The sequence below is a fragment of the Methanobacterium sp. genome (assembly GCA_012838205.1).
Taxonomy (GTDB): domain Archaea; phylum Methanobacteriota; class Methanobacteria; order Methanobacteriales; family Methanobacteriaceae; genus Methanobacterium.
The window spans coordinates 19,572-42,414 of the sequence record DUPR01000047.1; the positions used below are offsets into that span (position 1 = coordinate 19,572).

Below are 22,843 nucleotides of genomic sequence, written 5' to 3' on the forward strand. Positions count from 1 at the left end.
CCTTATTAATCTTTAACTTTTTTTTTCAACATCTTTTTTTTGTATTGATGTTCATTTTTAACCCTGATCATAAATTTTATATAAAAGGTATTACACATTTGTTTTTGGTGATTAAAAATGAACAAAGAAATGGAAAGTAAGATAAGAGAAACACTAGAAAACGTTAAACCATGGCAAAGAGTCCCCACTTCATTAGAAGGGGTGTTTTTGATAAAGGCACCTACAAGGGGAGATCAAGATAGTATAATGGTGGAAATTAATCCTTTAGATGAATTTGGACGCCCTATAAAGAGGAGAGGCATATTTTTGCAGCATAAAATTCAATTAGAAAGATTTTTAGATGTTATGCAAGAATCTCGTCTGATGGAATTTTTAGATACTATTGATTCTATGGCCGGTAGCAATGGGGAGAATGTCGGAATGTTGAAGATCTAAAGGGAGGTAGGATGCATATTACATCAAGATTAGTGTTTTCGGATGAGGGATAAATAATATATCCTTCTCCTGCTATAGATAACCTTATGCAAGTAGCGGTTATTGGTGGAACCCGTGGACTGGGAAAGTGGATAGCTAATTTTCTTAAAAAAAAAGGATACAAAGTTATCATAACTGGACGTAATTCCATTATGGGTGAAGCCATTGCCAGTAAAATTGGGGTTTCATACACATCTGATAACATTAAAGCTTCTTCTGATTCTGATGTAGTTATTTTAGCAGTACCTATAGATGTAACTCCTCAAACTATCAAAGAAATAGCCCCTCACATACGCAAAGGTTGTTTATTACTTGATGTGACTTCTGTAAAGGAATTGCCTGCCAAAGTTATGTACGAACATGCTCCAGAGGGTGTGGAAGTACTGCCCACCCACCCCATGTTTGGGCCCAGAGTCAGGTCACTGGATGGCCAAGTTGTTGTTTTAACTCCGAAAAACCATGGTCAATGGTATCAGAAAGTGGTTGATTTTTTGGAAACAGAGCAAGCACGGGTTTTGGTGACCACACCGGAGGATCATGACCGTATGATGAGTATTGTACAGGGATTAACTCATTTTGCCTACATTTCAGTTGCTAGTGCTATTGAAAGGATGAAAATTGATGTTAAACAATCGCGAAATTTTGCAAGTCCCATATATAGTTTGATGTTAGATATGATAGCCAGGATTGTTGCTCAAAATCCATATCTATGCTATTCCATCCAGACTCAGAATCGATACATACCTGAGGTACATGATGCATTCATGGAAACATTTCATGATCTCAAATCAATGGTTGACCACAAAAACCAAGATGGATTCGTAAAAGCCATGAGTTCGGCAGCTAAACACCTAGATGATCTCGAAGCTGCTCTGGGCAGATCTGACAAGGCAATATCCGCGTTAAGTGTTGAAGTAAGCAATTTAAAAAATTCTATTGGAAAGGAAGTTGGCTTACGTCACATGTACTCTGGAAAAATTCACATTGGAGTTTTAGAATCATTGAATCCTGATTTTGTAACTTTAAGAGAGAACAATAAGAAAATTACATTAAAACTTTCCAATATTGAGGTTTTAAATTCAGAAGAAATAATCGATTGGAAAAAAATTAATTTTCCGTTAAAATCATTTGATATTTCTGTTATTTTTCCGGATAGTTCCCAACCAGAAATAATATCTCACACAATTAATACATTGGAAGATGTGGTTAAAGTGGAAATTAAAGATGTTTATCAGGGTGAACAAATTCCAAAAGGATTTAAAAGTTTGACTTTTAATTATCAAGTGATTTATCCAAGTTCAAGAAAGAAAGTTGAGGAATTATTAGTTGGATTAGGCGGTAAAATTAGATAAATCCTATATTTTTTTTAAATTCAATTAGCATAATCGAAGATCTGATTTTAACTATTTATTAATTGGTTTGAATGTAAATTATTAATTTTTTTTGATTAGTATTTCATATCATTAATATTATAGTAACATTTATATACTAAAACATACAATCTTAAAGTAACCTAAATTAACTAAATATAAGAATGTTATATATTTGTTTTTTAATCCAATAATTACATTAATTTAATATATAAAACAATATATAGGGGGAATAATTATTAAAACCGAAGATATGAAATTAAAAGTCGCAGAAGCGTTTTCACAGTCTGACGTCGGCCGATCAATTGCCAGAATAGACCCATCTTGTATGGAAAAGCTTGATCTCGTAGATGGCGATATGATCGAAATAGAAGGTAAGAAACTCACTGCTACTACAGTGGCCTCGTCCCAATCAGACATTGGGTTAGAAATCATAAGAATTGATGGATATATCAGAAAAAATGCAGGAACATCCTTGGGAGAGGAAGTTATAGTACGAAAAGCCCAAGTCAAAGAAGCGCAAAAAGTCGTAATGGCTCCAGTAGACCAGAGGGTCATGATTCGGGGTGATGTAAAAAGAGCTTTCCAGGGAAGGGTCTTGTCTAAAGGAGACATAATTGTAACTGGGATAAGACAACAACAAACTGCCATGCGAGGAAGCTTATTCGATGAATTTTTCCGAGACACCATGACAGATGTAAGTCCAATGGGAGAATTAAAATTGGCAGTTGTAGCCACCAAACCAGCAGGAGTTGTCAAAGTCACCGAAATAACCGACGTCGAAATTCAAACAGATCCAGTTGACGTATCAAAACTGGAAGGTGTCAAAACCTTGGTTGATGTGACCTACGAAGACATAGGTGGCCTTAAGGAAGAGGTAAAAAAAGTCCGAGAAATGGTGGAAATACCTTTAAAACGGCCTGAACTATTCGAAAGACTGGGAATATCACCACCAAAAGGAGTATTAATGCATGGACCTCCAGGTACAGGTAAAACATTACTTGCAAAGGCAGTGGCCAATGAAAGTGAAGCCCATTTCATCGCAATTCAGGGCCCAGAAATAATGAGCAAATATGTTGGTGGATCAGAAGAAAGACTAAGGGAATTCTTCGAAGAAGCGGAAGAAAACGCCCCATCCATAGTGTTCATAGACGAAATTGATGCCATAGCACCAAAACGGGAGGAAGTATCTGGTGAAACAGAAAGACGCGTTGTAGCACAACTATTAACACTCATGGATGGTCTTAAAACAAGGGGGCAAGTGGTAGTCATTGGCGCCACTAACAGGCCAGATGCATTGGATCCGGCTATACGGCGACCCGGAAGATTTGACCGAGAAATAGAAATTGGAGTACCAGACAAAGATGGCCGTTTGGAAGTTCTTGAAATACATACAAGGGGAATGCCCCTGGATGAGAAAGTGGATCTGAATGAAATCGCCGACACAACCCATGGTTTTGTAGGCGCAGATCTCGAAATGCTATGTAAAGAAGCTGCCATGAGAGTACTTCGTAGAGTACTTCCGGATATTAAATCTGATGAGGAGATACCTAAAGAAACCCTCAAAAAAATGATCATCAATAAATCCGACTTTAAAGAAGCATTGAAAGAAATCCAACCATCAGCACTCCGTGAAGTCTTAGTTCAAGTTCCCAATGTCAAATGGGATGATATAGGGGGCTTAGAAAACGCCAAACAAGAATTAATAGAGGCAGTAGAATGGCCTCTTAAATATCCAGAAAGCTTCGATAAGTTCGGAGTCACTCCACCACGTGGTGTTTTAATATACGGACCTCCAGGTACAGGTAAAACATTACTTGCAAAGGCAGTGGCTAATGAAAGCAAAGCCAATTTCATAGCAGTTAAAGGACCTGAACTACTTTCTAAGTGGGTAGGCGAATCAGAAAAAGGTGTGAGAGAAGTTTTCCGCAAAGCAAGGCAGACAGCTCCCACTGTAATTTTCTTTGATGAAATCGATTCCATAGCATCCACCAGGGCCGGAGGTAGCACTGACTCAGGTGTCACCCAAAGAGTTGTCAACCAACTTTTAACAGAAATAGACGGATTAGAAGAACTGCAAGATGTGGCAGTAATTGCCGCCACCAACAGGGTAGACATAATGGATCCAGCACTTCTAAGGCCGGGCCGTTTTGACCGTCATGTTAAGGTAGACGATCCTGATGAAAACGCCAGGCTAGAAATCTTCAAAGTACACACAAAAAACATGCCACTGGCAGATGATGTAGATCTTGATTACTTAGCAAAAAACACCGACAAATATGTGGGCGCAGATATTGAAGCAGTTTGCCGGGAAGCAGTTATGTTAACTCTGAGAAATGACATCCAAGCTGAAAATGTGAAGATGGAACAATTTAAAAAAGCAATGAAAAAAGTCAAAACAGAAGAACAAGTAAACATGGTACAGTATCACTAAAAAAAAAGATCACAAATAAATCCCCTATATGCTAGAAACCCTTAGGAGAAGATTCCTATTTTTATGGAATTTTCTCCTTTTTTTTTATTTTACTTGCTACATTAAGTATCATTTTTTCAAAATTTTTCTTTCTTCTTTAAAAAAGAAAAATATAATTAAATAAGATTAACTAATTATAATCCTACACTTTCATATCCGATTTATATATTGTTGTATGTGATAAAATGCCTTATAAAGTAAAAGACATAAAATTAGCCCCTCAGGGTGTAAAAAAGATTGAATGGGTCCAAAAACACATGCCCGTTCTGGAAACCATAAAAAAACGTTTCAAGAAAGAAAAACCCTTTGAAGGAATCACCATTGGATCTTGCCTACACTTGGAGCCTAAAACAATTAATTTGGGCTTAACACTTCAAGCAGGAGGGGCAGAAGTGGCAATGACTGGTTGCAACCCTCTTTCAACACAAGATGATGCTACTGCGGCTGGGGCCAGTTTAGGCCTTAACATGTACGGTTGGAGAGAGCAAACCAACGAAGAATACTATCAGACCATCAACATGGTCTTGGATCATAAACCGGACATAATCATAGATGACGGGGCAGACATGATATTTCTACTCCACAAAGACCGTAAAGACGTTTTAGAAAATATAAAAGGTGCATGTGAGGAAACCACTACTGGAATTCATCGTTTAAAATCCATGCATGCTGATGGTGCTCTTAAATTTCCGGTGATAGCAGTTAATGATGCATACACTAAATATCTTTTTGATAATCGTTATGGCACAGGACAATCAACATTTGACTCCATAATGGGTTCTACCAACATCCTGATTGCAGGTAAAACAGTAGTGGTGTGTGGTTATGGATGGTGTGGCAGAGGAATATCAATGCGTGCCAATGGCTTGGGTGCCAATGTTATAGTCACCGAAATAGATCCAATCAGAGCATTAGAAGCGCGCATGGATGGTTTCAGGGTTATGACGGTTAGAGAGGCTGTTAAACATGCTGATATTTTGATAACAGCTACTGGCAATATTGATATTGTTTCTGGGGATGACTACAAAGTAATGAAGGATGGCTGCATAATGGCCAATTCCGGTCATTTCAACGTAGAAATTAATCGGGAAGACTTGGATCAGATGGCAACAAGTCAGAAAAAAGTGAAACCAGATATTGAAGAATTTGTATTAGCCGATGGCAGGAAAGTATACCTTCTAGCTGAGGGAAGATTGGTTAACCTCGCAGGTGAAAGAGGACAGGGACATCCGGCTGAGATAATGGATTTAAGTTTTGCAATGCAAGCATTATCTGCCCAACAACTAATAGAAACTCAGATGGAAGTAGGAGTTCACAAAACCCCTGATGAAGCAGATATGTATGTAGCTCGACTGAAACTAGAAGCAATGGGTATTGAAATTGATGATCTAACTGAGCGACAGAAAGAATATCTGGAAGGATGGGAAGAAGGGACCTGATAAGGGTTTTTCAATGGAAGTGGATATTTTAAGAGCATAAAATGAGATAAAATCTTATCCAGCTGTTCATTAGTGGTTTGCATAATAATCGAGATTTAAAGACATTTATTCATTCAAAGCCATTGAAAACATGGATGTAGAGGAAGGAATTGGTTTAATGTAATTTAACTCTCATTCACCAATATTAGCACACTGGATCATCATATAACTTGTCAATTGTAGGCATGAAAGCAATTGAACTCATCCAGAATTATAATCCGACAATATACCTTGAAATACAATGTAATCATCCTGAAACGGAAGGACAAACTCATTCTAATGATCAAAATGATCTTTTAGGAGTTCCTGAACTTGTAAATAGAAAAAGGTGTTTTCGATCGGCTACACATCTTCCTTGATCCCTTCTGTATTTTCTGATCTCAACAATTGCCTATTTATCTTAGAGATGCCATTGGCGTTAATGGTTTGATGTGAATCCAATCCCTATAAACATGTTGATTAAAAACAAATCAAAAATTTGAATGTTTCTATATAAGGTGGTTTTCGTGGCTTACTTAAAGATAATTGATAAGGGAAAAGGAGTTAACAGGCTTTTCATTGGGGGAGTACATGGAAAAGAAGGTTTAAGCACCATCAAAGCCCTTAAACAAATTAAAGATGAGGATGTATCTTATGGTAAACTCGTAATCCACAATTGTGATGAAAGTCCCTACTTAAGCACCCTTGACCCTGGTTATTATCAGTCTGAAGTGGGGAAAGAAGTTCTTTCTCTTATCAAATATTATAAACCTACATTTTATGTTGAAGCCCACTGTTATAATAAAAAAAATTTTCCAAAACTCACATCCACCAATCGAATGAGCGAAAAAGGGGTTCCTCCACTTATTGAACTTGAAAAAGGTGTTTTGGTTGGATCTGCATCTCCTTCAATCCGGACAAATATTTTCAGAAAAGAAGATGTTTGTATTACCTTGGAAATGCCATGTAATCCAACTCAAGAAAGTTTAAATGTTTATTTAGATGTATTACGTATTTTTGCAGCTTCTAGAACGCGTGAAGAACTTGAAAATGCCATAAAAGCATCATATCCCAAGCAACTCCAAACAGCAATTAAGTATGCCAAAGAATTTTTTGGAAAATATCCTCCTTTTTAAAACCACTGTTCCAAACTACTCTGGGTAATTTCTAGTTTTTTCAGTTTATCAACAGCATTAAGCACTCGATCTTCTGAAAAATCATGTTCACCACAGAGAAAATCAATAATACCTTGTTTATCTGCTTTTTCCCATTTCAATTGATAGTTTGAATCAACCTCATGGTTTAGGAACATTTCGCGTAGAATCTGGGCATCCACATCTAACTGGATATTCAAACTATCTAATATATGATATATATCGCCGTATTTTTTGATGAGTTTAAGACCCTTTTTAGCCCCAATGCCTTTAATGCCCTGGTTAAAATCCGTACCCACCATTATTGCCATGTCCACGAGTTGCTCACGAGTTATATTAAGGTTTTTTAGGACTTTTTCCAATTCAATGAGCTCAGGTTTGTTCTGACTACCGCTGATTGTGAGGTTTTTCACCATTCTAGGAGCTCCGAAGAGCATGCAATCATAATCCTGTGAGACAACACACCAAGCATCACCAAGAGACACCATATGTGACGCTTGAGCTTCACCTTCACCTTTGGCTTGAATGTAGGGAATTCCCATGAGTTCGATAAGTTTTTTTGATCCTTCAACTATTTCAGGGGACATTCGGGATGATCTAACTGCAAATTTGCGTGCATCTTCAACTCTACCATCTTCAAGGGCTTCTTTCCATTTTTTTTCAGATTCTTCTTTAATCTCCTTCCGTTTTTCTTGAGTTTCTTTTTTAAGTGCACTTGATTTTCCATCAAAAACATATACTGGTTTTATTCCTTTTTCTATAAGTGAAGAGGTTCGATAGAGAATTCCACTAAAATGAGAGGTTATTCTTCCATTTTGGTCTTTGAGTGGGGTGCCATCATACTGGCGGATGCTGGAAAGAAACTGATAAATAACATTAGCCGCATCAATAGCCACTACTTTACCATCTAGATCGTCAAATTTTATCTCTTCTGGAGATATAATGTCTTTAAATTTCACACCCATGAATATGTGCCGCCTTTTAACTTATTTTCCCATTTTATTTATTGAACATGTCCGAATAAAAACATCATATTTTAATCTTGAAACAAACTGTGGGGAAATGTTTCCATTAACCATATTAGAATCTGGTTTTTGTGTATTATATTATAAGTCCTGGTGAGCATTGGACTATCTGATTTGAAGATTTCAGCCATTTCAGGGCTCGATTCATCTATTGAAACCGATTTTATCTCTCGTCGGGACTCAATATTATGTTTGCGAAGTATGCGGCCAATAGGAATATCTGCCTGGATAAGATCTTCTTTAAAATTATTGTTTAATCTGTCCAAGGGTATTAGGGAGATGGCATATATCAGAGGTTCTTTTCCTTCTATAACCACTACTCTATAATTAATGGTGTCTCCTTCATTGATCTCCAATAAAGATGCAGTTTCCTTATCAGCTTCCCTGAATTCTTGTGTCAGGGTTCTAATATTCACATGACCTTTAAGCACGTCTAAGATGGTGGTTACAGAGCCGTCGGTGGCTAAAAGTATCTTCTGAGCACTTGAAAGGTTTCCTAACTTTTTTTCAATATCTTTTATTCCTTCAAAAATTTTAGGGTCCATTTTTATTCACTGGGGTCTCTTATTTCACCGTGAATGGCAGAATAAGCCACAACTGCAGGATTAGCCAGATACACTTCTGATTGGGGGTCTCCCATTCGACCCACAAAGTTTCGATTGGTGGTGGACACGCACACCTCTCCTGAAGTTAAAACACCCATATGGGCTCCTAAACAAGGTCCACACCCGGGATTGATAATTATTGCCCCAGCATCGAGGAATGTATCTATGATTCCTTCATTTATTGCCTCTTGGTAGACACGTCGAGAGGCAGGTGACACGATGAGTCTTACATCTGGATGAACTTTTGATTTATTTAACGTACGAGCAGCTTGGCGCAGATCTTCCAATCTTCCATTAGTGCATGAACCAATAAAGGCTTGGTCAATGGTTTTTCCAGAAACGCGGGAAACAGGATAAACGTTATCCACATTGTGAGGACACGCTATTTGAGGTTGGAGATCATCCACTTGGAAATGATAAAATTCTTCATATTCTGAATCCTTGTCTGAGGTGAATGTTTGATAGTTGCGAACATTACGTTTATTTAAATATTGTATAGTGGCATGATTAGTTTCCATTATGCCGTTTTTTGCCCCGGATTCCACTGCCATGTTGCAAATGGTCATTCGACTTGAAACATCCATATCTTGTATCGTGTTTCCTGTAAATTCTAAAGTCTTGTAAGTAGCACCATAAGATCCTATGTTGCCTATAATATGGAGAATAAGGTCCTTAGCTGTTACATAATCTCTCAGAACTCCTTCAACTTCGATTTTAAATGCTTCAGGGACCATGAACCATGTTTTTCCAGTTGCAAAAACCATTGCCATGTCGGTAGCGCCCATACCTGTGGCAAAAGTTCCAAAAGCGCCGTATGTGCATGTATGGGAATCTGCACCTACTATAACAGTACCTGGCTTAACAAATCCTTCTTCCGGAAGTACTTGATGACATATGCCTTCTCCGTGGGTGAAAATATTTCTGATCCCATGTTTTTTCGCAAAATCACGAGTAATCCTTTGAAATTCTGCTGAGCCAATAATATTTGCTGGTACATTATGATCGAATACAATGATAATTTTATCTGGATCCCATACTTCTCGGGAGATCTTATTGAAAGTATTGATGGTCGGGGTTGAGGTACCATCATGGGACATGGCCAGATCTACCCTGGCTTCGATAATCTCTCCTGGCTGAACTTCTTTTACTCCAGAAGCTTTTGCTAGTATTTTTTCAGTAATATTCATTGATATGCACCATTACAATATTAATTAATGGATTAATTATTATTTAACACAGTCCATGGGGATTTGATTTGCTAAACATAATTTTTTTATTTTTAAATTTAAAAATTAAACGGCCCTCTAACAGAGCGCACGATATCGTTGAAAAGTTCGTCATTGATGTATTTTCCCTTTTCACGTTTTTCTTTTACCATTTCAACAATTTTACATAGTTCATCACGGGAAACATCAATTCCATATTCACCTAACTTGGCTCTAACTGCCCTGCATCCTGAATGTTTCCCCAAAACTATTTGTCTTTGATGGCCGATGAGTTCCGGTACAAAAGGTTCATATGTTAAGGGTTCTTCCAACACTGCATCTACATGTATGCCTGATTCGTGTCTGAACACATTTCTACCCACAATTGGCTTGTTATCAGGCACTTTCATATTGGTAAGCTCTTCTACTAGTTGGGAAAGTTCATAGAATTTTTTAATGTTAAATTCTAGATCAACTCCATAGATTAGAAGCAGAGTCATCACTAACTCCTCTAGAGATGTATTACCAGCCCTTTCCCCTATCCCATTTACTGTTGTTGAAATTGCTGTGGCACCAGCAAGTAAACCAGAAATACAATTAGATAGTGCCATTCCAAAGTCATTATGGCAGTGTAGTGCAATTTCAATATTTATTTCATTTTTTAATTCGGTAACTAAGTAATCCATTCCCTGGGGACTTATTGCTCCTACTGTGTCTGCAATATGCACCCGATCAGCTCCGTAGAGTTCTGCACGGTTGTATATTTTCTTCAAAAAGTCTAGATCAGTACGAGTCGCATCTTCTGCAGAAAAAGCCACAAATAAATCGTGATCCTTTGCATGTTCAATGGAACTCATGCAAATATTTAAAGCGTCTTCCTGGCTGAATTTTAATTTATGTTTGAGATGGAGTGATGAAGTGCCTAAAAACGTGATAATACCATCCACATCACAGTCTAAAGCCATGTCAATGTCTTCTTTTTTTGTACGAGATAAAACCAGGATTTCTGCATCTAAATTTTCTCTTACGATTGCTTTTACGGAACGATTCTCTTCTTTTGAAACAACGGGGAAACCTGCTTCTATTTGATGTAACCCTAATTCATCTAATTTTCGGGCTATTTTTAGCTTTTCAGGAGTTTGAAGACAGACTCCGGGTGTTTGTTCGCCGTCTCTGAGTGTGGTGTCGTATACAGTGATCTTTTCAGGAAATTTCAGATCAATAGATTGATTATATGGGCTTACAAAATGTTTCAAAATATTACCACCTGTTTTTTTTTTGATAAAATTGAAATTTAACAATTTTGATGCATTCAAGCTGATTAAACTTGATTTATGAAGATTTTAAAAGGATAATCCTTGAAAACAATTATTAATTTTAGATGATAGTTTATTGAACTATCTTGGATATTATTTAGATATAAATGTATTTTTCGTTTTACATTTCCAATTTATCGGTAGGCTAATTCCGGTTGCCGGTGAAAAACCATTTTTACTGTAAATATTAAATCAAATAATGGATTTTTGGAAAAAATAGCGACAATAAAGATATAGAAGAAGTTATAGGATAATTAAAGTTTTCTTTTTTAAAATTCTCATTTTTTTCGGTGAATCCCCATCAATTCCAAGTATGAACTTCTTTCAAAGCCACTTTCAATTCCTATTTTGGAATATGTGCTAAATATCTCTTTAAGCGCTTTTTTGGTGTCTTCACCTTCAAGTGTTTCTTTTTCGATCTCCACAAAATCACCTACTCCATGAACTTGATCAAGGGTTATAATTAATTCACCTAAAGTGTAAATAGTTCGGTTCTTACGAACCATTGCCACTGCACGGAAACTGAGATTTTCAAGAATTTCTGCCATATTTGACGGATCTTCTACTGCAACTTCAATTTCTTTCCTTGTTTTACTAATTTTATCCATTTTTGGTCCTTTGTATGTGATGTATGTTTCTTCAGAATTTTCACTTTTAGTTTTTCTTATTCTGAGAGCTTCATCAGTTTGCGCAAAATCTCTGTGAGGTGCATTAAAATACAGATCCTCCTGATATTCTTCTTTCACCCTTGAAGCACCAATTTCAATTACTTTTTCTTCAATATCATCAAGGTTTGTGGCATGAGCCTTCACTTCAACTTCTATCATAAAAACTCCTAAATCATTTTTTGAGGGGGTTACACAGATAAAACGGTTTTTTACCCGACTCGTCTTTCTATTGAATTTTTTATGTAAATTTGAGCATCAGATATTTGGGTTAAATAATTATCAACCATGTTTTCAATGAGTTCATATGATTTGATTTTAGTATTTCGCTTTTTTATTATTTCTTTCTTTTTTTTGATTCTTTTTTGAACTTTTCGAGCAGATAATTTACGACTTTCTTCTGGAGAGAGATTTAATTCATTTAAAATTTGTATATACTCTTTTCTAATACTTCGAATATCGGTTCGGATGTTATGTCTAATTTTTTTTAAAACGTTTTCCAACTCTTCCAACTCATTCATCGTTTCCATTGCCTTTTGAATGTTTGAAACATCGATTTCCATCCCGTCAATTTCCAGTTCATCCAATTGTTGTTGGTAAATTTTTGGACCAAACATGGTTTCACCTGTTGTTATGTCTTATTCATATTAACTCATGGTTATTAAATATTAATTGTGCATTATTGATGTATTATTAAATTGTTTTAAGTAAAAATAAATTTAATTACAATTTGATCTAGAAGATTAACAAATCATTAACTGCCTACATATTTTGTTAAGGGGTGCACTTTCCACCTCAGATTCGATCTTTTCATGGCGCCATCATGGAATGAATATCAGGAAACTAATATATATAGCAAAGAACAAAGTTAGGGAAAAGTTAGATAAATTAGTCTTTTTATAAAAAATTGGTAGTATAAAACTCACTATTTTTATGTCCAATTCACGGTCGTTTATATAGTATATATAAAGCCTTTTATAAAAGATATAAAGAGTACATGGTTAATTGGAAAACCATGGGAGGATATTAGATGACAAAAACTGAAATCAAAGTGGAGAACATAGTGACTTCCGCAACGATTGGGAAAGATTTAGACCTTCCACAAGTAGCCCCAGCATTGGAAGGTGTAGAATATAACCTTGAACAATTTCCAGGATTAGTTTACAAAATTAAAGAACCTAAAACAGCTGCACTTATCTTTGGATCGGGTAAACTTGTGTGCACCGGTGCAAAATCAATTGAAGACTCTAAAAGGGCTATCCATATTGCTGTGGATAAGATGCGCGCATTAGACCCTGAGATACCTCACGAATACGAAATGAAAGTCCAGAACATTGTAGCTTCTGCCAATCTTGAAAAAACTCTTAACTTAGAGGCAGTGGCATTGGATCTAGAAAACACTGAATACGAACCAGAACAATTTCCTGGTTTGGTTTATCGATTGGGTGAACCAAAAGTAGTACTATTGCTATTCGGATCTGGAAAAGTAGTATGTACTGGTGCAAAAACTATCGCAGACGCTCAACTTGGTGTTGAAAAAACTAAAGAAAGATTAGCTGAATTAGATTTATTATAATTCTATCTTTTTAAATATATTTGGTGATCTTTTGATTAAACTTATCGCATTTGATCTTGATAACGTCTTAATTGACGGTGAAGTCATAGACGAAATGGCTAAAGTAACAGGTGTAGAGGAAGAAATTTCCAAAATAACCAGCAAAGCCATGGAAGGAGACCTAGATTTTGAAACAGCCCTAAAAGAAAGGGTTGCACTCTTGAAAGGAGCATCAGTTGAAGAAATCAACAAGGTAATGATGGAAATCCCTCTGATGAAAGGGGCAAAAGAAAGTGTTAGCCAGTTAAAGAAGAGAGGATATAAAATAGCCACCATAACTGGTAGTTTTGATGTTATTGCCCAGCGCATGAAGGATGAACTGGATTTGGACTACACATATTCTAACTCACTTTCAGAAAAAGATGGTGTTCTAACCGGAAAAGTCACAGGGCCCCTTGTACGCGGATCCAAAAAAGATGTTCTTAACGAGATTATGGCATTAGAAAATATTTCAGCCGAAGAATGTGCTGCGGTTGGAGATGGTGCCAATGATATTTCAATGTTAGAAGAAGCAAACTTAGGAATTGCTTTCAATGCCAAACCCATACTAAAAGAAATGGCAGATGTAATCGTTGAGAAGAAAGATTTAAAAGAGTTACTGGAAATATTCGATGATCCAAATTCTTCAAAGGAAAAAGAACATGAAAAGGAAGAAAGCTTCACCGATCTTTTGTCTAAGAAAAAGAACCTAGAAAAGACCCTTAAAGCGCTAACTGCTGAAAGAGACCAGTTAAATGATGAGGCCAAAAAATTACGCCAGATAAGGGATGATTTCAACGCTCAAATTAGGGGAAACTTGGACAATGCCCTCAAATATAGGGACGAACGTGACCAAGTAAACAAGGAAGTTAAAAAATATAAAAAACTTCGTGATGAAGCACATCAGGCATATAAGAAGATGGAATGGACGTCTGGAAGAAGGGAAGCTGTTCAAGTTGAAGACGAGATAAAACGTCTGGAAAAAACAATTGAAACCAGAGTATTAGATATTCGGAAAGAGAATGAACTTGTTAAAAAAGTCACAGACCTTCGTAAAAAACTTCAAGGTATGCAAGAAGATGAAGAAAGCAGGAGTGAAGCCTTGAAACTTAAAGAAGTTTCTGAAACTCACCATGCTAAAGTGGTGGAGTTGTCTGACCAGGCACAGGAGACTCATGAGAAAATGTTAGAGTACTTCCGCAAGATCGATGATATCCGTAGCCAGGCAGATGAAGCCCACCAAAACTATATCAAAACTAAAGAAAAAGCCAATAAGGTTCATGAAGAAGTTAAAGCCACATTTGGTAAGATTAGAAAAGCTAACAAGGGCATGGATCGGGTTAAAGCCAAAGAACGAAGTATTGAAGACGAAATTGTGCGTAAGAAAAACTCTGAAGAAAAAGAAAAAGCAGAAGAGATTTACCGAAAATTCAGAGAAGGTAAAAAGGTTTCTACCGAAGAGTTAATGCTATTACAGAAACACAATATTGTTTAATGGCCAAAATTGGCCTATTCCTCCCTTTTTTATTTTTTCTTATTTATTTTGAAATCTTTAATTGGTGAATGAATGAACTCCGCTGATAATTCTTTTAAAGTTAATAACGATGTTAAAATAGCTGCACTTTTAGTGGCGACCATAGCCTCTTTTTTCACACCATTTATGGGAACATCAGTTAATATTGCGCTGCCTACCATAGGATTGGATTTTGGGGCAGATGCTATTGTTTTGAATTGGATTACCAATGGATTTCTTCTGGCAGCAGCCATCTTTGCAGTTCCATTCGGCCGATTGGCGGATATACATGGGATGAAAAAGATTTTCACTTATGGAATTATTATATTCACAGTGGCATCACTTTTTTGTGCATTAGCACCTTCACCATTCATTCTTATAGCTTCCAGGGTCATGCAGGGAATTGGGTCAGCAATGATCTTTGTCACTGGATTGGCCATAATCACCGCAGTGTATCCACCACAACACAGGGGAAAGGCCATAGGAATTAATGTTGCAGCAGTTTATGTTGGACTCTCTTTAGGGCCTGTGATTAGTGGACTAATGACCCAGTATTTTGGTTGGAGGAGTTTATTCTTATTTATGTTACCTTTTGGGTTCTTGGTGGTAGGCATTGTATTTTGGAAGCTCCATGATGAATGGGCTGCTTCCAGAGGAGAAAAATTCGACTTTATAGGTTCTGTAATTTACAGTCTCATGCTTTTTTTGGTAATGTACGGATTTTCAAGTCTGCCAAAAATTGATGGCTCGATTATGTTAATAATGGGAGTTATTGGCTTTTTAGCATTCATTAAATGGGAACTCCGCATTAAAAATCCTGTTTTCAATATCCGACTATTTAAAAATACCGCATTTACTTTTTCAAGTATGGCTGCTCTTATTAATTACAGCGCTACATTTGCAGTTTCTCTTTTGTTAAGTTATTATCTTCAGTACATTAAAGGATTCGAACCACATACTGCAGGATTAATACTAGTTTTCCAACCCATACTGATGGCTGTAACTGCCCCAGTTGCTGGCAGGATGTCAGATCGATTTGATGCTAGAATCATTGCCACTGCTGGGATGGCCACTGTTACCATTGCCCTGTTTACATTAACCTTCTTAAATGTAAACACACCCCTCACTGATATTATTATTGGATTGATGGTTTTAGGATTCGGATTTGGACTTTTTTCCTCACCTAACACCAATGTGATTATGGGTTCAGTGGAACGTAAATTCTATGGAGTGGCTTCAGCCACTGTGAGTACCATGAGACTCATAGGACAGACCATGAGCATTGGAATAGCCACTCTTGTCTTTGCATTATTCATTGGAAGGGTGCAGATAACTCCAAACCAGTACCCTGAATTGTTAAATAGTATACAGCTTTGCTTTGTGGTATTCACCATACTGTGCTTTGTAGGGGTCTTTGTATCATGGTACAGGGGAAATAATAAGGGTTAGCCAGAAAAAAATAGACAATAATATCAAATTTGTTGAAAAAGTCCATGAAAACTCATGATTCAATTATAAAAGAATTACCCTCTTCTTTTTCAATCCTTAGAATGTTATCTGCAGCATCTTCCAGATCTGTATCATGAGTAACAATTATCATTTGGGGTATTATGGACATTTTCTTGAGTAAATCAATCAATTCCTGCCGACGATAGGCATCAAGGTGAATAGTGGGTTCATCCAACATAATTAATTCCAAACTCCCTCCAGAAAGTACTTGGGTGATTCCTAACCTTAAAGCAAGTGCTACTGCGATTTTTTCACCACCACTTATCATATCTAGGCTGCTTTTACCAGTCGGTCCGTAAATAGTTACATCATAATCATCATCTAGTTTTATGTCACTGTATTCAAAATTAAATCTTTCAAATAAATCCCGAGTTTTTTCTTCAATTAATGGTCTGGAGATGTTTCTCAATTCTTTCTGAGCACCATCTTTGCCATAAATGTCTCTAATCAGACTTAAAAGCTTTAAAAAATCTTTAAGGTTTAATAACTCTTTTTCATATTTTTCATATGATCTAATCTTTCCTCCCAACTCTTCCACAGAAGCTGATAATTGTTTTATCTGACCTAAAAATGATTGTTTTTTTCCTTTAAGATCATTTAATTCTTCTTTTTTCAAGTTCCATTCATTTTCAACCTTTTTATGTGATTTTTTATTGTATTTCAACTCTTCAATTTTTTTGTTCAATTTATTTATTTCTGTGGTGGTTTTTTGGATGTCATTTTGATTTTCATCATTTTTCTGAAGTAACGCCTCTTTCTGGCTGACTTCCCCCAGCAAACGCTGGTATTTTTGATTCATTCCTTCAAGATATGCTATTTCTTCTGGGAGATTTTCCACACTATCTCCAGCAAGTTCCATCAGGGCACTTATTTCCTTTCTTAAGTCTCTAACAGATGTGTTTAGTTCATCTAAATTTGATGAATGTTTTTTAATATTTCCTAAAGATTCTATAGAGCCTTTTGCACCTATATATATCTCGTAATTTCCTTTTATTGAGTCTATTTGGGATTTTTTATGTTCAATGTCTTTTTCAATACCTTCTAGGAGAATTATATTTTCTTTAAGTTCCTCAAGGTTTGAATTAATTTTTTCCATCTCTTTATTATATTCTTCTACAGATTTTTGGTGTTCTTTTAGAACATCAAGATTTATTTTTTGAATTTTAGAATGTTGCACGTCCAAGTTTTCTTTTTCAGCTTTTATTTCTATTAATTTTTGCTTTAATTCGTTTGATCTTAAAAGATTAACTTCAATATCGGATTGATAATCATTTATTAATTCATTTCTTTTATCAGGAGTTATAGTTGATTTACAGATGGGGCAAAGATTTTTTACTTTTTTTAACTCTAGTATTGGTTTTTTAAGTTCTCGATTTTTTACTTGTATATTGGATAATTCTCTTTGCATTTTCTGGATAGTCTCTGTTGTTTCTTGAATTTTTATCTCCAATTTGGGTTTAAACTTTGATAAATATGTTTCAAATTCTTCAATGGAGTTAAAACTCTGATTTAATATTGAATTATATTTTTCGAGGATATTTTTTGTCTTTTCAGTGGATTGGTTGATTTTTGTTGTGGTTTCAGATTTTCTTGCTGAATATTGTTGAAAGAGTACTCTGCTTCCCTCAAATTGTTCCTTAGCATACTGTAAATCATGGATGGCACTGTTTAGAAGGGAATAATCATTGTAAAATTGTTCGTTGTCATTTAATATTTTTTTAAATTTTTCTATGTCATCTAAAATTTTTATCAATTTGTTTTTCTCTTTATTTACATTGATTAATTCTTTATTCTTCTCTTGTAAACTCTGTAAAACTTTTAATTTACTTAATTTTGGTTTTATTTTATTAATTTCTTCTTCTTTATTTTCTATTTCGTTTAATTGTGTATTTAAGTCATTTTTTGTTTTTTCAAGTTGTGAAAGGAAATGTTTTTGGGAATTTAAAAGGGTTGTACTTTTTTCATATTGGAAATACCTTTTATCAAGGATTTCTTTCTTCTCTTTAAGCATATTGGAATCAATAATTTTTTCTTCTATTTCATGGTTAAGTTTCTTGATTTTGGTGTTAAATTTGGTTTTTTGTTCTTTTTTAGAGCTTAATTCTTCCTTTAATTCATTAAAAGATTCTAATTTACCATCTAATCTTAATTTATTTTCATTATATTTATCTAATAAAATTTTCATATTTTTCCAAGCTTTTTCCAGAGAATCAATACCTAATAATCTTCCAATCATTTGTTTTTTTTCTGAAGATGTTTTTTCTATGAGATCCGCTATTTCTCCTTGGCGCACATACACTGCATTAAGGAACAGATCTCCATCCATCTCTAAAATATTTTGAATCTCTGTTGAAACTTGTTTATCACCGGAAACTAATGGTTGAAATCTACCTTGTTCTTGAATACTCATAATAGCTTTGGATGACGTTTTTGTGCGCTCTCTTAAAACTCGGTAGGTTCGGCCATTGGCATTAAACTGGATTTCAACTGACATCCTTTTTTTACCAATTGTGATCAGTTGGTCAATTCTTTTACTGGTGTGCTGTTTAAAAAGTGCGAAACTCACTGCTTCAAGGATGCTGGACTTACCCGCACCATTTCCCCCTATTATTAGAGAAATTCCTGTGCCAAATTCGATTTGAGTATTCTTATGGGATTTGAAGTTTTCCATATGGATTTTTTCAATGATCATATAACTCCTCATAAAAGTTTTGAGCCCTATTTTCGGCAGTTTTAAGATCACCATCGGAAAGTTCTTTCAAAAGACCTATTGCAAGTTCATTAATTTTTGTATTGTCAAAATCCTTTAGATTGTATTCAATCACACGTTTAATATCCAATACTTCATTTGATTTCTCAAAAATATGATCTTCACCGTTCATTGTAGTTGGTTTGTAATTAGATCTTATTGCAAGGCACAAATCTGATAAAGAACGATTTAAGGTTTCATAAACCTCAGAACGACTGAAATTTCCTCCTTCCACTGTTACCATGAGTATTGGTTTCTTATCAAGGGTATGAATATATTGATTAATTCGAAATAACTCTTCTTGGAGTTTAATGTAAGGTATTATTTCTTTTATGAATTTTCTGGGAAGTTCAAGGTCAATATTTTCAATTTCAGGCATTTCAGTACTAAGATCAACTAAATAAAATCCTTTACCTTTCTTTTTATATCCTTCAAGTTCATTTGAACGCCAAATTTCTGTGGAACCCGGGTATGCTAGTTTTCCCTCTCCAAAATCGTCGATCACTCTCTCATGAATATGGCCAAAAGCACAGTAATTAAAACTTTGAGGAACGTCACCAATTTTAATTTCATATTCATAAGGGATATAACGGTCAATACCTTGATGAAGAACTAAAATTCTTTTTTTATAGTTCAGTGATGATTTTGTTATGTTTTCAAGTCTTTCAATTAATTGTTTCGAATGATATTTAGATGCATAGGGTGCTCCGCCTATAAAAACATTTTTTTCTATGTAAAAAGGTTTTTTTGGACTTATAAGTTTCAAACCAAAATTTTTATATAAAGTTTGGGGGGGAAGAGCATTTTTACGCATGACAACATCATGATTCCCGGCTATGGCATAAATCGGAATGTTTGCCTCTTTTAATCTTAGAATACCTTTTTGTGCTGTTAATAATGCTCGGGTGGGCGGTCTTGAGTATTCAAATAGATCTCCGGAGTGAATAACAAAATCTGGTCTTTCATTAATAATCTCATCAATGGCTTGTTCAAATACTTGAAAAAAATCATTTTCCCGTTCAACAAGTCCATACTGACGATAACCCATATGAGTGTCTGCTAAATGGGCAAACTGCATTAATAATCTCCTCCAAGGTCTTCATACTCCTTTTTTTGTTGGTCTAAGGTTTTGATATAGTTTTCATGCGATTTTGACCATTCATCAACAATATTAAGGTCTCCTCCAGAAATTTTGCCCTTAAATTCATTGATTCTAACTAGGGTGGGTATTCTGGTCATTAAACCCAATAAAATGGCTTCACCTATATTCAGAGAAGGTAATTGTGTGATCAAATCATCACTTAAGCTTTCACTGGCACGTTGAACATGATTTTGGTCTGTTGGCTCCACTAGACGTAGAATTATCATATTGTTTGCTTGTGAAAGGGCATCAGAGTCTAATGATTTGGGACTTTGACTAACCAAACATAAGCCTACTGAAAACTTCCGTCCCTCTCGGGCTATTCTACTAATCCATATTTTTGACTCAGTTTTCCTGTTTTGGGGTGCGAGAATATGTGCTTCTTCTAGTACCAAAAAAATTGGAAATTCAAGCCCATCACCACTTCTCAAAAACTCTTTTCTGCTGCGTAAAACATTCCGAAGAATGTGACTAACAACAACATCAGATGCAAATTCATCCACAGAACCCAAATCTAGAATATTTGCTTTTCCAACTTCAAGATTATCAATGGCATCTTTTGCTTCTAAACTTAATATATTCCCGTATTTATCCTGCATATGGTCCAACTTGTTTAAAATATCTGCAATAGATTTTTTATCTGAAGAATAAGGGGACTTAGATTCGGGATCTTCTGCTTCTTTTAACCAACCTTCTAATTTACTCTGTATCACTGCAATAAAGTTTTTACCCATCGTAGAACCTTGAATAATACTTTTACGTGCCAATTTAAATGCTTTTAGGAAATATCTTTCCTGAACATAGGCATTGGAAGGGATGTTTGATAATTTTTTGATTTCAGAAAATGACAAGTAAAGGGGGTTGATTTGTGGTTTCAGAACTTTGACCCTATCTTTCCCGAAATCGGTGTTAACATATTCCGAGTGCATGTCAAATATCAAAACACTACCATTAACATTTAAAAGGCCATCTACAATAACCGAAACGGTATTTGATTTACCTGCACCAGTCATAGCCAGAACTGCCAAGTGTCTTGACACCATTTTGTTTATATCAACTTCTACAGTAACATCCTCTTGAGTTATGAGATTCCCAAGCTTCAAACCATACTTGCCTACATTGAATATTTTCTTCAATATCTTTGAATCAGCAACCATTATCTCGGTCCCTGGAGGCACTGGTGTTCGTGGAATACGAAGTTCGTCGTCGATATCACCCAATATCTTAACAGTCCCTTTAACGTAATGGTCATCACCTTCAATTGCTTTGATTTTTTCAATTGTAAGTGGGTCGTATATTTGATCATTAATGGAAACACTACCCCTTACCAGAGATTCGATCATTCCCAAAACATTTTTTCCATCATATTTCAGGGAAACATATTCTCCAACTCTAGGCATTTCTTTTGAGATGAAACTGACGCTAACCAAGGATGTTTCGCCAACACATCTTCCAATTACTTTACTCATTTAACATTTCCCTCCCACTCTTCTCTTGAAATCCAATTATATTAGAAAGGTTTTCCAGATCATTTTTACGTATAACAACATCATTATGGGCCTTTTTTAATAGTAAGGGATATCCTTCTGCACTGATCTTCTTGACCTGTTTCAACAGTTTTTTTATATCTTCCTCTGTTGCATGATACGGTAATTCAAACTTCAAAATGTTTTTATGATCTTCTAATCTAGCGTAAAAAATAGTAAATTCTAAACTCTTAAGAAAGTTATTTTTAACAGGAAAATCTCTTTTAACCTTTGAAACATCAGAATATCGGGGTTTGGAATATCCTTGTTTTTTACTGCACATATCAAATATAGCCATGTCTGGTATTTTTGAATTAAAATATTCCGTACTGGAAGATGTTTTGGAGATAGCCACTATTTTCCTATTTTCTTTCATCAATTTGCTGATAACCAAGATATTTTCTAAGTTTTCCAAGTATATCATTGCTTCAGTGCTGTCCTCAAATTCATTGGAAATTTTTTCATAAAATTTAGTAGATGTTATTTCCACATTAGAATTCTTTAATTCTTCTTCAAGGAGGGTTAAATATTTTCCTCTTATGTTTTCTTTAACTTGTTCTTTAACTTCTTTTTCAATGGGGAACGGTCGTATAAGGTTCCCTAAGATTGATCCATCGAATAGGAATAAGTCAACTTCGTGTTTATCAAACATTCTCAGGGCATTTTTTATTTCAAATATACCCATATAACTTCTCAAACGATCTTCCACGTATTTGTGATGGGCTATAATATCAATTTCAGAACTTTCAATCCGTTTAAGGCCATTATCTGTGTTCAATATGCATTCTGCGCCTATGGCATAGAATATAAATGGCAAAAACTTGCGTTTATTTATACTACCATCACCAGCAGCGATATTGGTATTTAAAGAGCTTTCCCCTATGTGATATTTAACCCAATCATGGGAAGCGTCTACTTCGAAATATCCCATTTGGTCTAATTTATGTTTTACAAGTTTTCTCTTTTTTAAAGCCTTTTCATAAAGTGAATCAAGCATGTGATCCTCCAAAATTAATGTAAATATTATTAAATAAGTTTTCAGGATAAATAAGCACTAGAAATCTTAA

Annotated in this window: 19 protein-coding genes; 9 read left to right on the top strand and 10 right to left on the bottom strand. The window is 35.4% G+C overall.

Annotated features, from left to right (window positions below; translation table 11 throughout):
• Nucleotides 1–117: 117 nt before the first annotated feature.
• From GXZ72_07065 to GXZ72_07090, 6 genes are all read left to right on the top strand, one after another.
• Nucleotides 118–435: a hypothetical protein gene (locus tag GXZ72_07065; protein ID HHT19303.1), complete on the top strand. Its 318-nt coding sequence runs from the start codon at nt 118–120 to the stop codon at nt 433–435.
• Between the two features lie 86 nt (nt 436–521).
• Entirely contained in the window at nt 522–1,826 is a 1,305-nt protein-coding gene (locus GXZ72_07070; protein ID HHT19304.1) for a prephenate dehydrogenase, read from the top strand.
• A gap of 256 nt (nt 1,827–2,082) precedes the next feature.
• Nucleotides 2,083–4,278 (top strand): CDC48 family AAA ATPase, encoded by a 2,196-nt coding sequence (locus tag GXZ72_07075; protein HHT19305.1) that lies wholly within the window; start codon nt 2,083–2,085, stop codon nt 4,276–4,278.
• 224 nt (nt 4,279–4,502) lie between these two features.
• Nucleotides 4,503–5,756: an adenosylhomocysteinase gene (locus GXZ72_07080; GenBank protein HHT19306.1), complete on the top strand. Its 1,254-nt coding sequence runs from the start codon at nt 4,503–4,505 to the stop codon at nt 5,754–5,756.
• 224 nt (nt 5,757–5,980) lie between these two features.
• Entirely contained in the window at nt 5,981–6,154 is a 174-nt protein-coding gene (locus tag GXZ72_07085) for a hypothetical protein (protein ID HHT19307.1), read from the top strand.
• Between the two features lie 147 nt (nt 6,155–6,301).
• Complete coding sequence (locus tag GXZ72_07090) at nt 6,302–6,910, top strand: DUF2119 domain-containing protein (GenBank protein ID HHT19308.1); 609 nt, start codon at nt 6,302–6,304, stop codon at nt 6,908–6,910.
• Here GXZ72_07090 and fen read toward each other — a convergent pair.
• The 6 genes from fen to GXZ72_07120 form a co-directional block, all read right to left on the bottom strand.
• Entirely contained in the window at nt 6,907–7,893 is a 987-nt protein-coding gene (gene fen, locus GXZ72_07095; GenBank protein HHT19309.1) for a flap endonuclease-1, read from the bottom strand. The two genes, GXZ72_07090 and fen, sit on opposite strands and share 4 nt — an antisense overlap.
• A gap of 71 nt (nt 7,894–7,964) precedes the next feature.
• Entirely contained in the window at nt 7,965–8,498 is a 534-nt protein-coding gene (locus GXZ72_07100; protein HHT19310.1) for a chorismate lyase, read from the bottom strand.
• Nucleotides 8,499–8,500: 2 nt separating this feature from the next.
• On the bottom strand, nt 8,501–9,745 hold the full coding sequence (locus GXZ72_07105; GenBank protein ID HHT19311.1) for a 3-isopropylmalate dehydratase large subunit: 1,245 nt from the start codon (nt 9,743–9,745) through the stop codon (nt 8,501–8,503).
• Between the two features lie 98 nt (nt 9,746–9,843).
• Nucleotides 9,844–11,019 (bottom strand): homoaconitate hydratase, encoded by a 1,176-nt coding sequence (aksA, locus tag GXZ72_07110; protein HHT19312.1) that lies wholly within the window; start codon nt 11,017–11,019, stop codon nt 9,844–9,846.
• Nucleotides 11,020–11,357: 338 nt separating this feature from the next.
• Entirely contained in the window at nt 11,358–11,906 is a 549-nt protein-coding gene (cyaB, locus tag GXZ72_07115; GenBank protein HHT19313.1) for a class IV adenylate cyclase, read from the bottom strand.
• Nucleotides 11,907–11,956: 50 nt separating this feature from the next.
• Entirely contained in the window at nt 11,957–12,361 is a 405-nt protein-coding gene (locus GXZ72_07120) for a hypothetical protein (GenBank protein HHT19314.1), read from the bottom strand.
• Between the two features lie 413 nt (nt 12,362–12,774).
• Between GXZ72_07120 and GXZ72_07125 the strand changes: the two genes are divergently transcribed.
• The 3 genes from GXZ72_07125 to GXZ72_07135 all read left to right on the top strand — a co-directional run bounded on the left by GXZ72_07125 (nt 12,775) and on the right by GXZ72_07135 (nt 16,300).
• Entirely contained in the window at nt 12,775–13,320 is a 546-nt protein-coding gene (locus GXZ72_07125; protein HHT19315.1) for a TATA-box-binding protein, read from the top strand.
• A 31-nt stretch (nt 13,321–13,351) separates the two neighbouring features.
• Nucleotides 13,352–14,833 (top strand): phosphoserine phosphatase SerB, encoded by a 1,482-nt coding sequence (serB, locus tag GXZ72_07130; protein HHT19316.1) that lies wholly within the window; start codon nt 13,352–13,354, stop codon nt 14,831–14,833.
• A gap of 72 nt (nt 14,834–14,905) precedes the next feature.
• Nucleotides 14,906–16,300, top strand: coding sequence for an MFS transporter (locus GXZ72_07135; GenBank protein ID HHT19317.1), 1,395 nt, complete (start codon nt 14,906–14,908; stop codon nt 16,298–16,300).
• Nucleotides 16,301–16,352: 52 nt separating this feature from the next.
• Here the strand turns inward: GXZ72_07135 and GXZ72_07140 are convergent, their stop codons facing one another.
• The 4 genes from GXZ72_07140 to GXZ72_07155 are packed head-to-tail and all read right to left on the bottom strand — an operon-like array spanning nt 16,353 to nt 22,773.
• Nucleotides 16,353–19,052: an AAA family ATPase gene (locus tag GXZ72_07140; protein HHT19318.1), complete on the bottom strand. Its 2,700-nt coding sequence runs from the start codon at nt 19,050–19,052 to the stop codon at nt 16,353–16,355.
• Nucleotides 19,042–20,187 carry a DNA repair exonuclease gene (locus GXZ72_07145; protein ID HHT19319.1) on the bottom strand — a complete coding sequence of 382 codons (1,146 nt, stop codon included), beginning with the start codon at nt 20,185–20,187 and terminating at the stop codon, nt 19,042–19,044. Before GXZ72_07145 ends, GXZ72_07140 begins: the two co-directional genes overlap by 11 nt.
• Nucleotides 20,187–21,719 carry an ATP-binding protein gene (locus GXZ72_07150; protein HHT19320.1) on the bottom strand — a complete coding sequence of 511 codons (1,533 nt, stop codon included), beginning with the start codon at nt 21,717–21,719 and terminating at the stop codon, nt 20,187–20,189. The genes GXZ72_07145 and GXZ72_07150 overlap by 1 nt, the downstream gene beginning before the upstream one ends.
• The gene (locus tag GXZ72_07155; GenBank protein ID HHT19321.1) at nt 21,712–22,773 is read right to left on the bottom strand and encodes a DNA double-strand break repair nuclease NurA; all 1,062 of its coding nucleotides are present in this window, start codon (nt 22,771–22,773) and stop codon (nt 21,712–21,714) included. Before GXZ72_07155 ends, GXZ72_07150 begins: the two co-directional genes overlap by 8 nt.
• Nucleotides 22,774–22,843: the final 70 nt, after the last annotated feature.

Coding starts and splice junctions, on each gene's coding strand:
- GXZ72_07065 (HHT19303.1), top strand. CDS start 118: ATGAACAAAGAAATGGAAAGTAAGATAAGAGAAACACTAGAAAACGTT.
- GXZ72_07070 (HHT19304.1), top strand. CDS start 522: ATGCAAGTAGCGGTTATTGGTGGAACCCGTGGACTGGGAAAGTGGATA.
- GXZ72_07080 (HHT19306.1), top strand. CDS start 4,503: ATGCCTTATAAAGTAAAAGACATAAAATTAGCCCCTCAGGGTGTAAAA.
- GXZ72_07085 (HHT19307.1), top strand. CDS start 5,981: ATGAAAGCAATTGAACTCATCCAGAATTATAATCCGACAATATACCTT.
- fen (HHT19309.1), bottom strand. CDS start 7,893: ATGGGTGTGAAATTTAAAGACATTATATCTCCAGAAGAGATAAAATTT.
- GXZ72_07100 (HHT19310.1), bottom strand. CDS start 8,498: ATGGACCCTAAAATTTTTGAAGGAATAAAAGATATTGAAAAAAAGTTA.
- GXZ72_07105 (HHT19311.1), bottom strand. CDS start 9,745: ATGAATATTACTGAAAAAATACTAGCAAAAGCTTCTGGAGTAAAAGAA.
- cyaB (HHT19313.1), bottom strand. CDS start 11,906: ATGATAGAAGTTGAAGTGAAGGCTCATGCCACAAACCTTGATGATATT.
- GXZ72_07120 (HHT19314.1), bottom strand. CDS start 12,361: ATGTTTGGTCCAAAAATTTACCAACAACAATTGGATGAACTGGAAATT.
- GXZ72_07125 (HHT19315.1), top strand. CDS start 12,775: ATGACAAAAACTGAAATCAAAGTGGAGAACATAGTGACTTCCGCAACG.
- GXZ72_07135 (HHT19317.1), top strand. CDS start 14,906: ATGAACTCCGCTGATAATTCTTTTAAAGTTAATAACGATGTTAAAATA.
- GXZ72_07140 (HHT19318.1), bottom strand. CDS start 19,052: ATGATCATTGAAAAAATCCATATGGAAAACTTCAAATCCCATAAGAAT.
- GXZ72_07145 (HHT19319.1), bottom strand. CDS start 20,187: ATGCAGTTTGCCCATTTAGCAGACACTCATATGGGTTATCGTCAGTAT.
- GXZ72_07150 (HHT19320.1), bottom strand. CDS start 21,719: ATGAGTAAAGTAATTGGAAGATGTGTTGGCGAAACATCCTTGGTTAGC.
- GXZ72_07155 (HHT19321.1), bottom strand. CDS start 22,773: ATGCTTGATTCACTTTATGAAAAGGCTTTAAAAAAGAGAAAACTTGTA.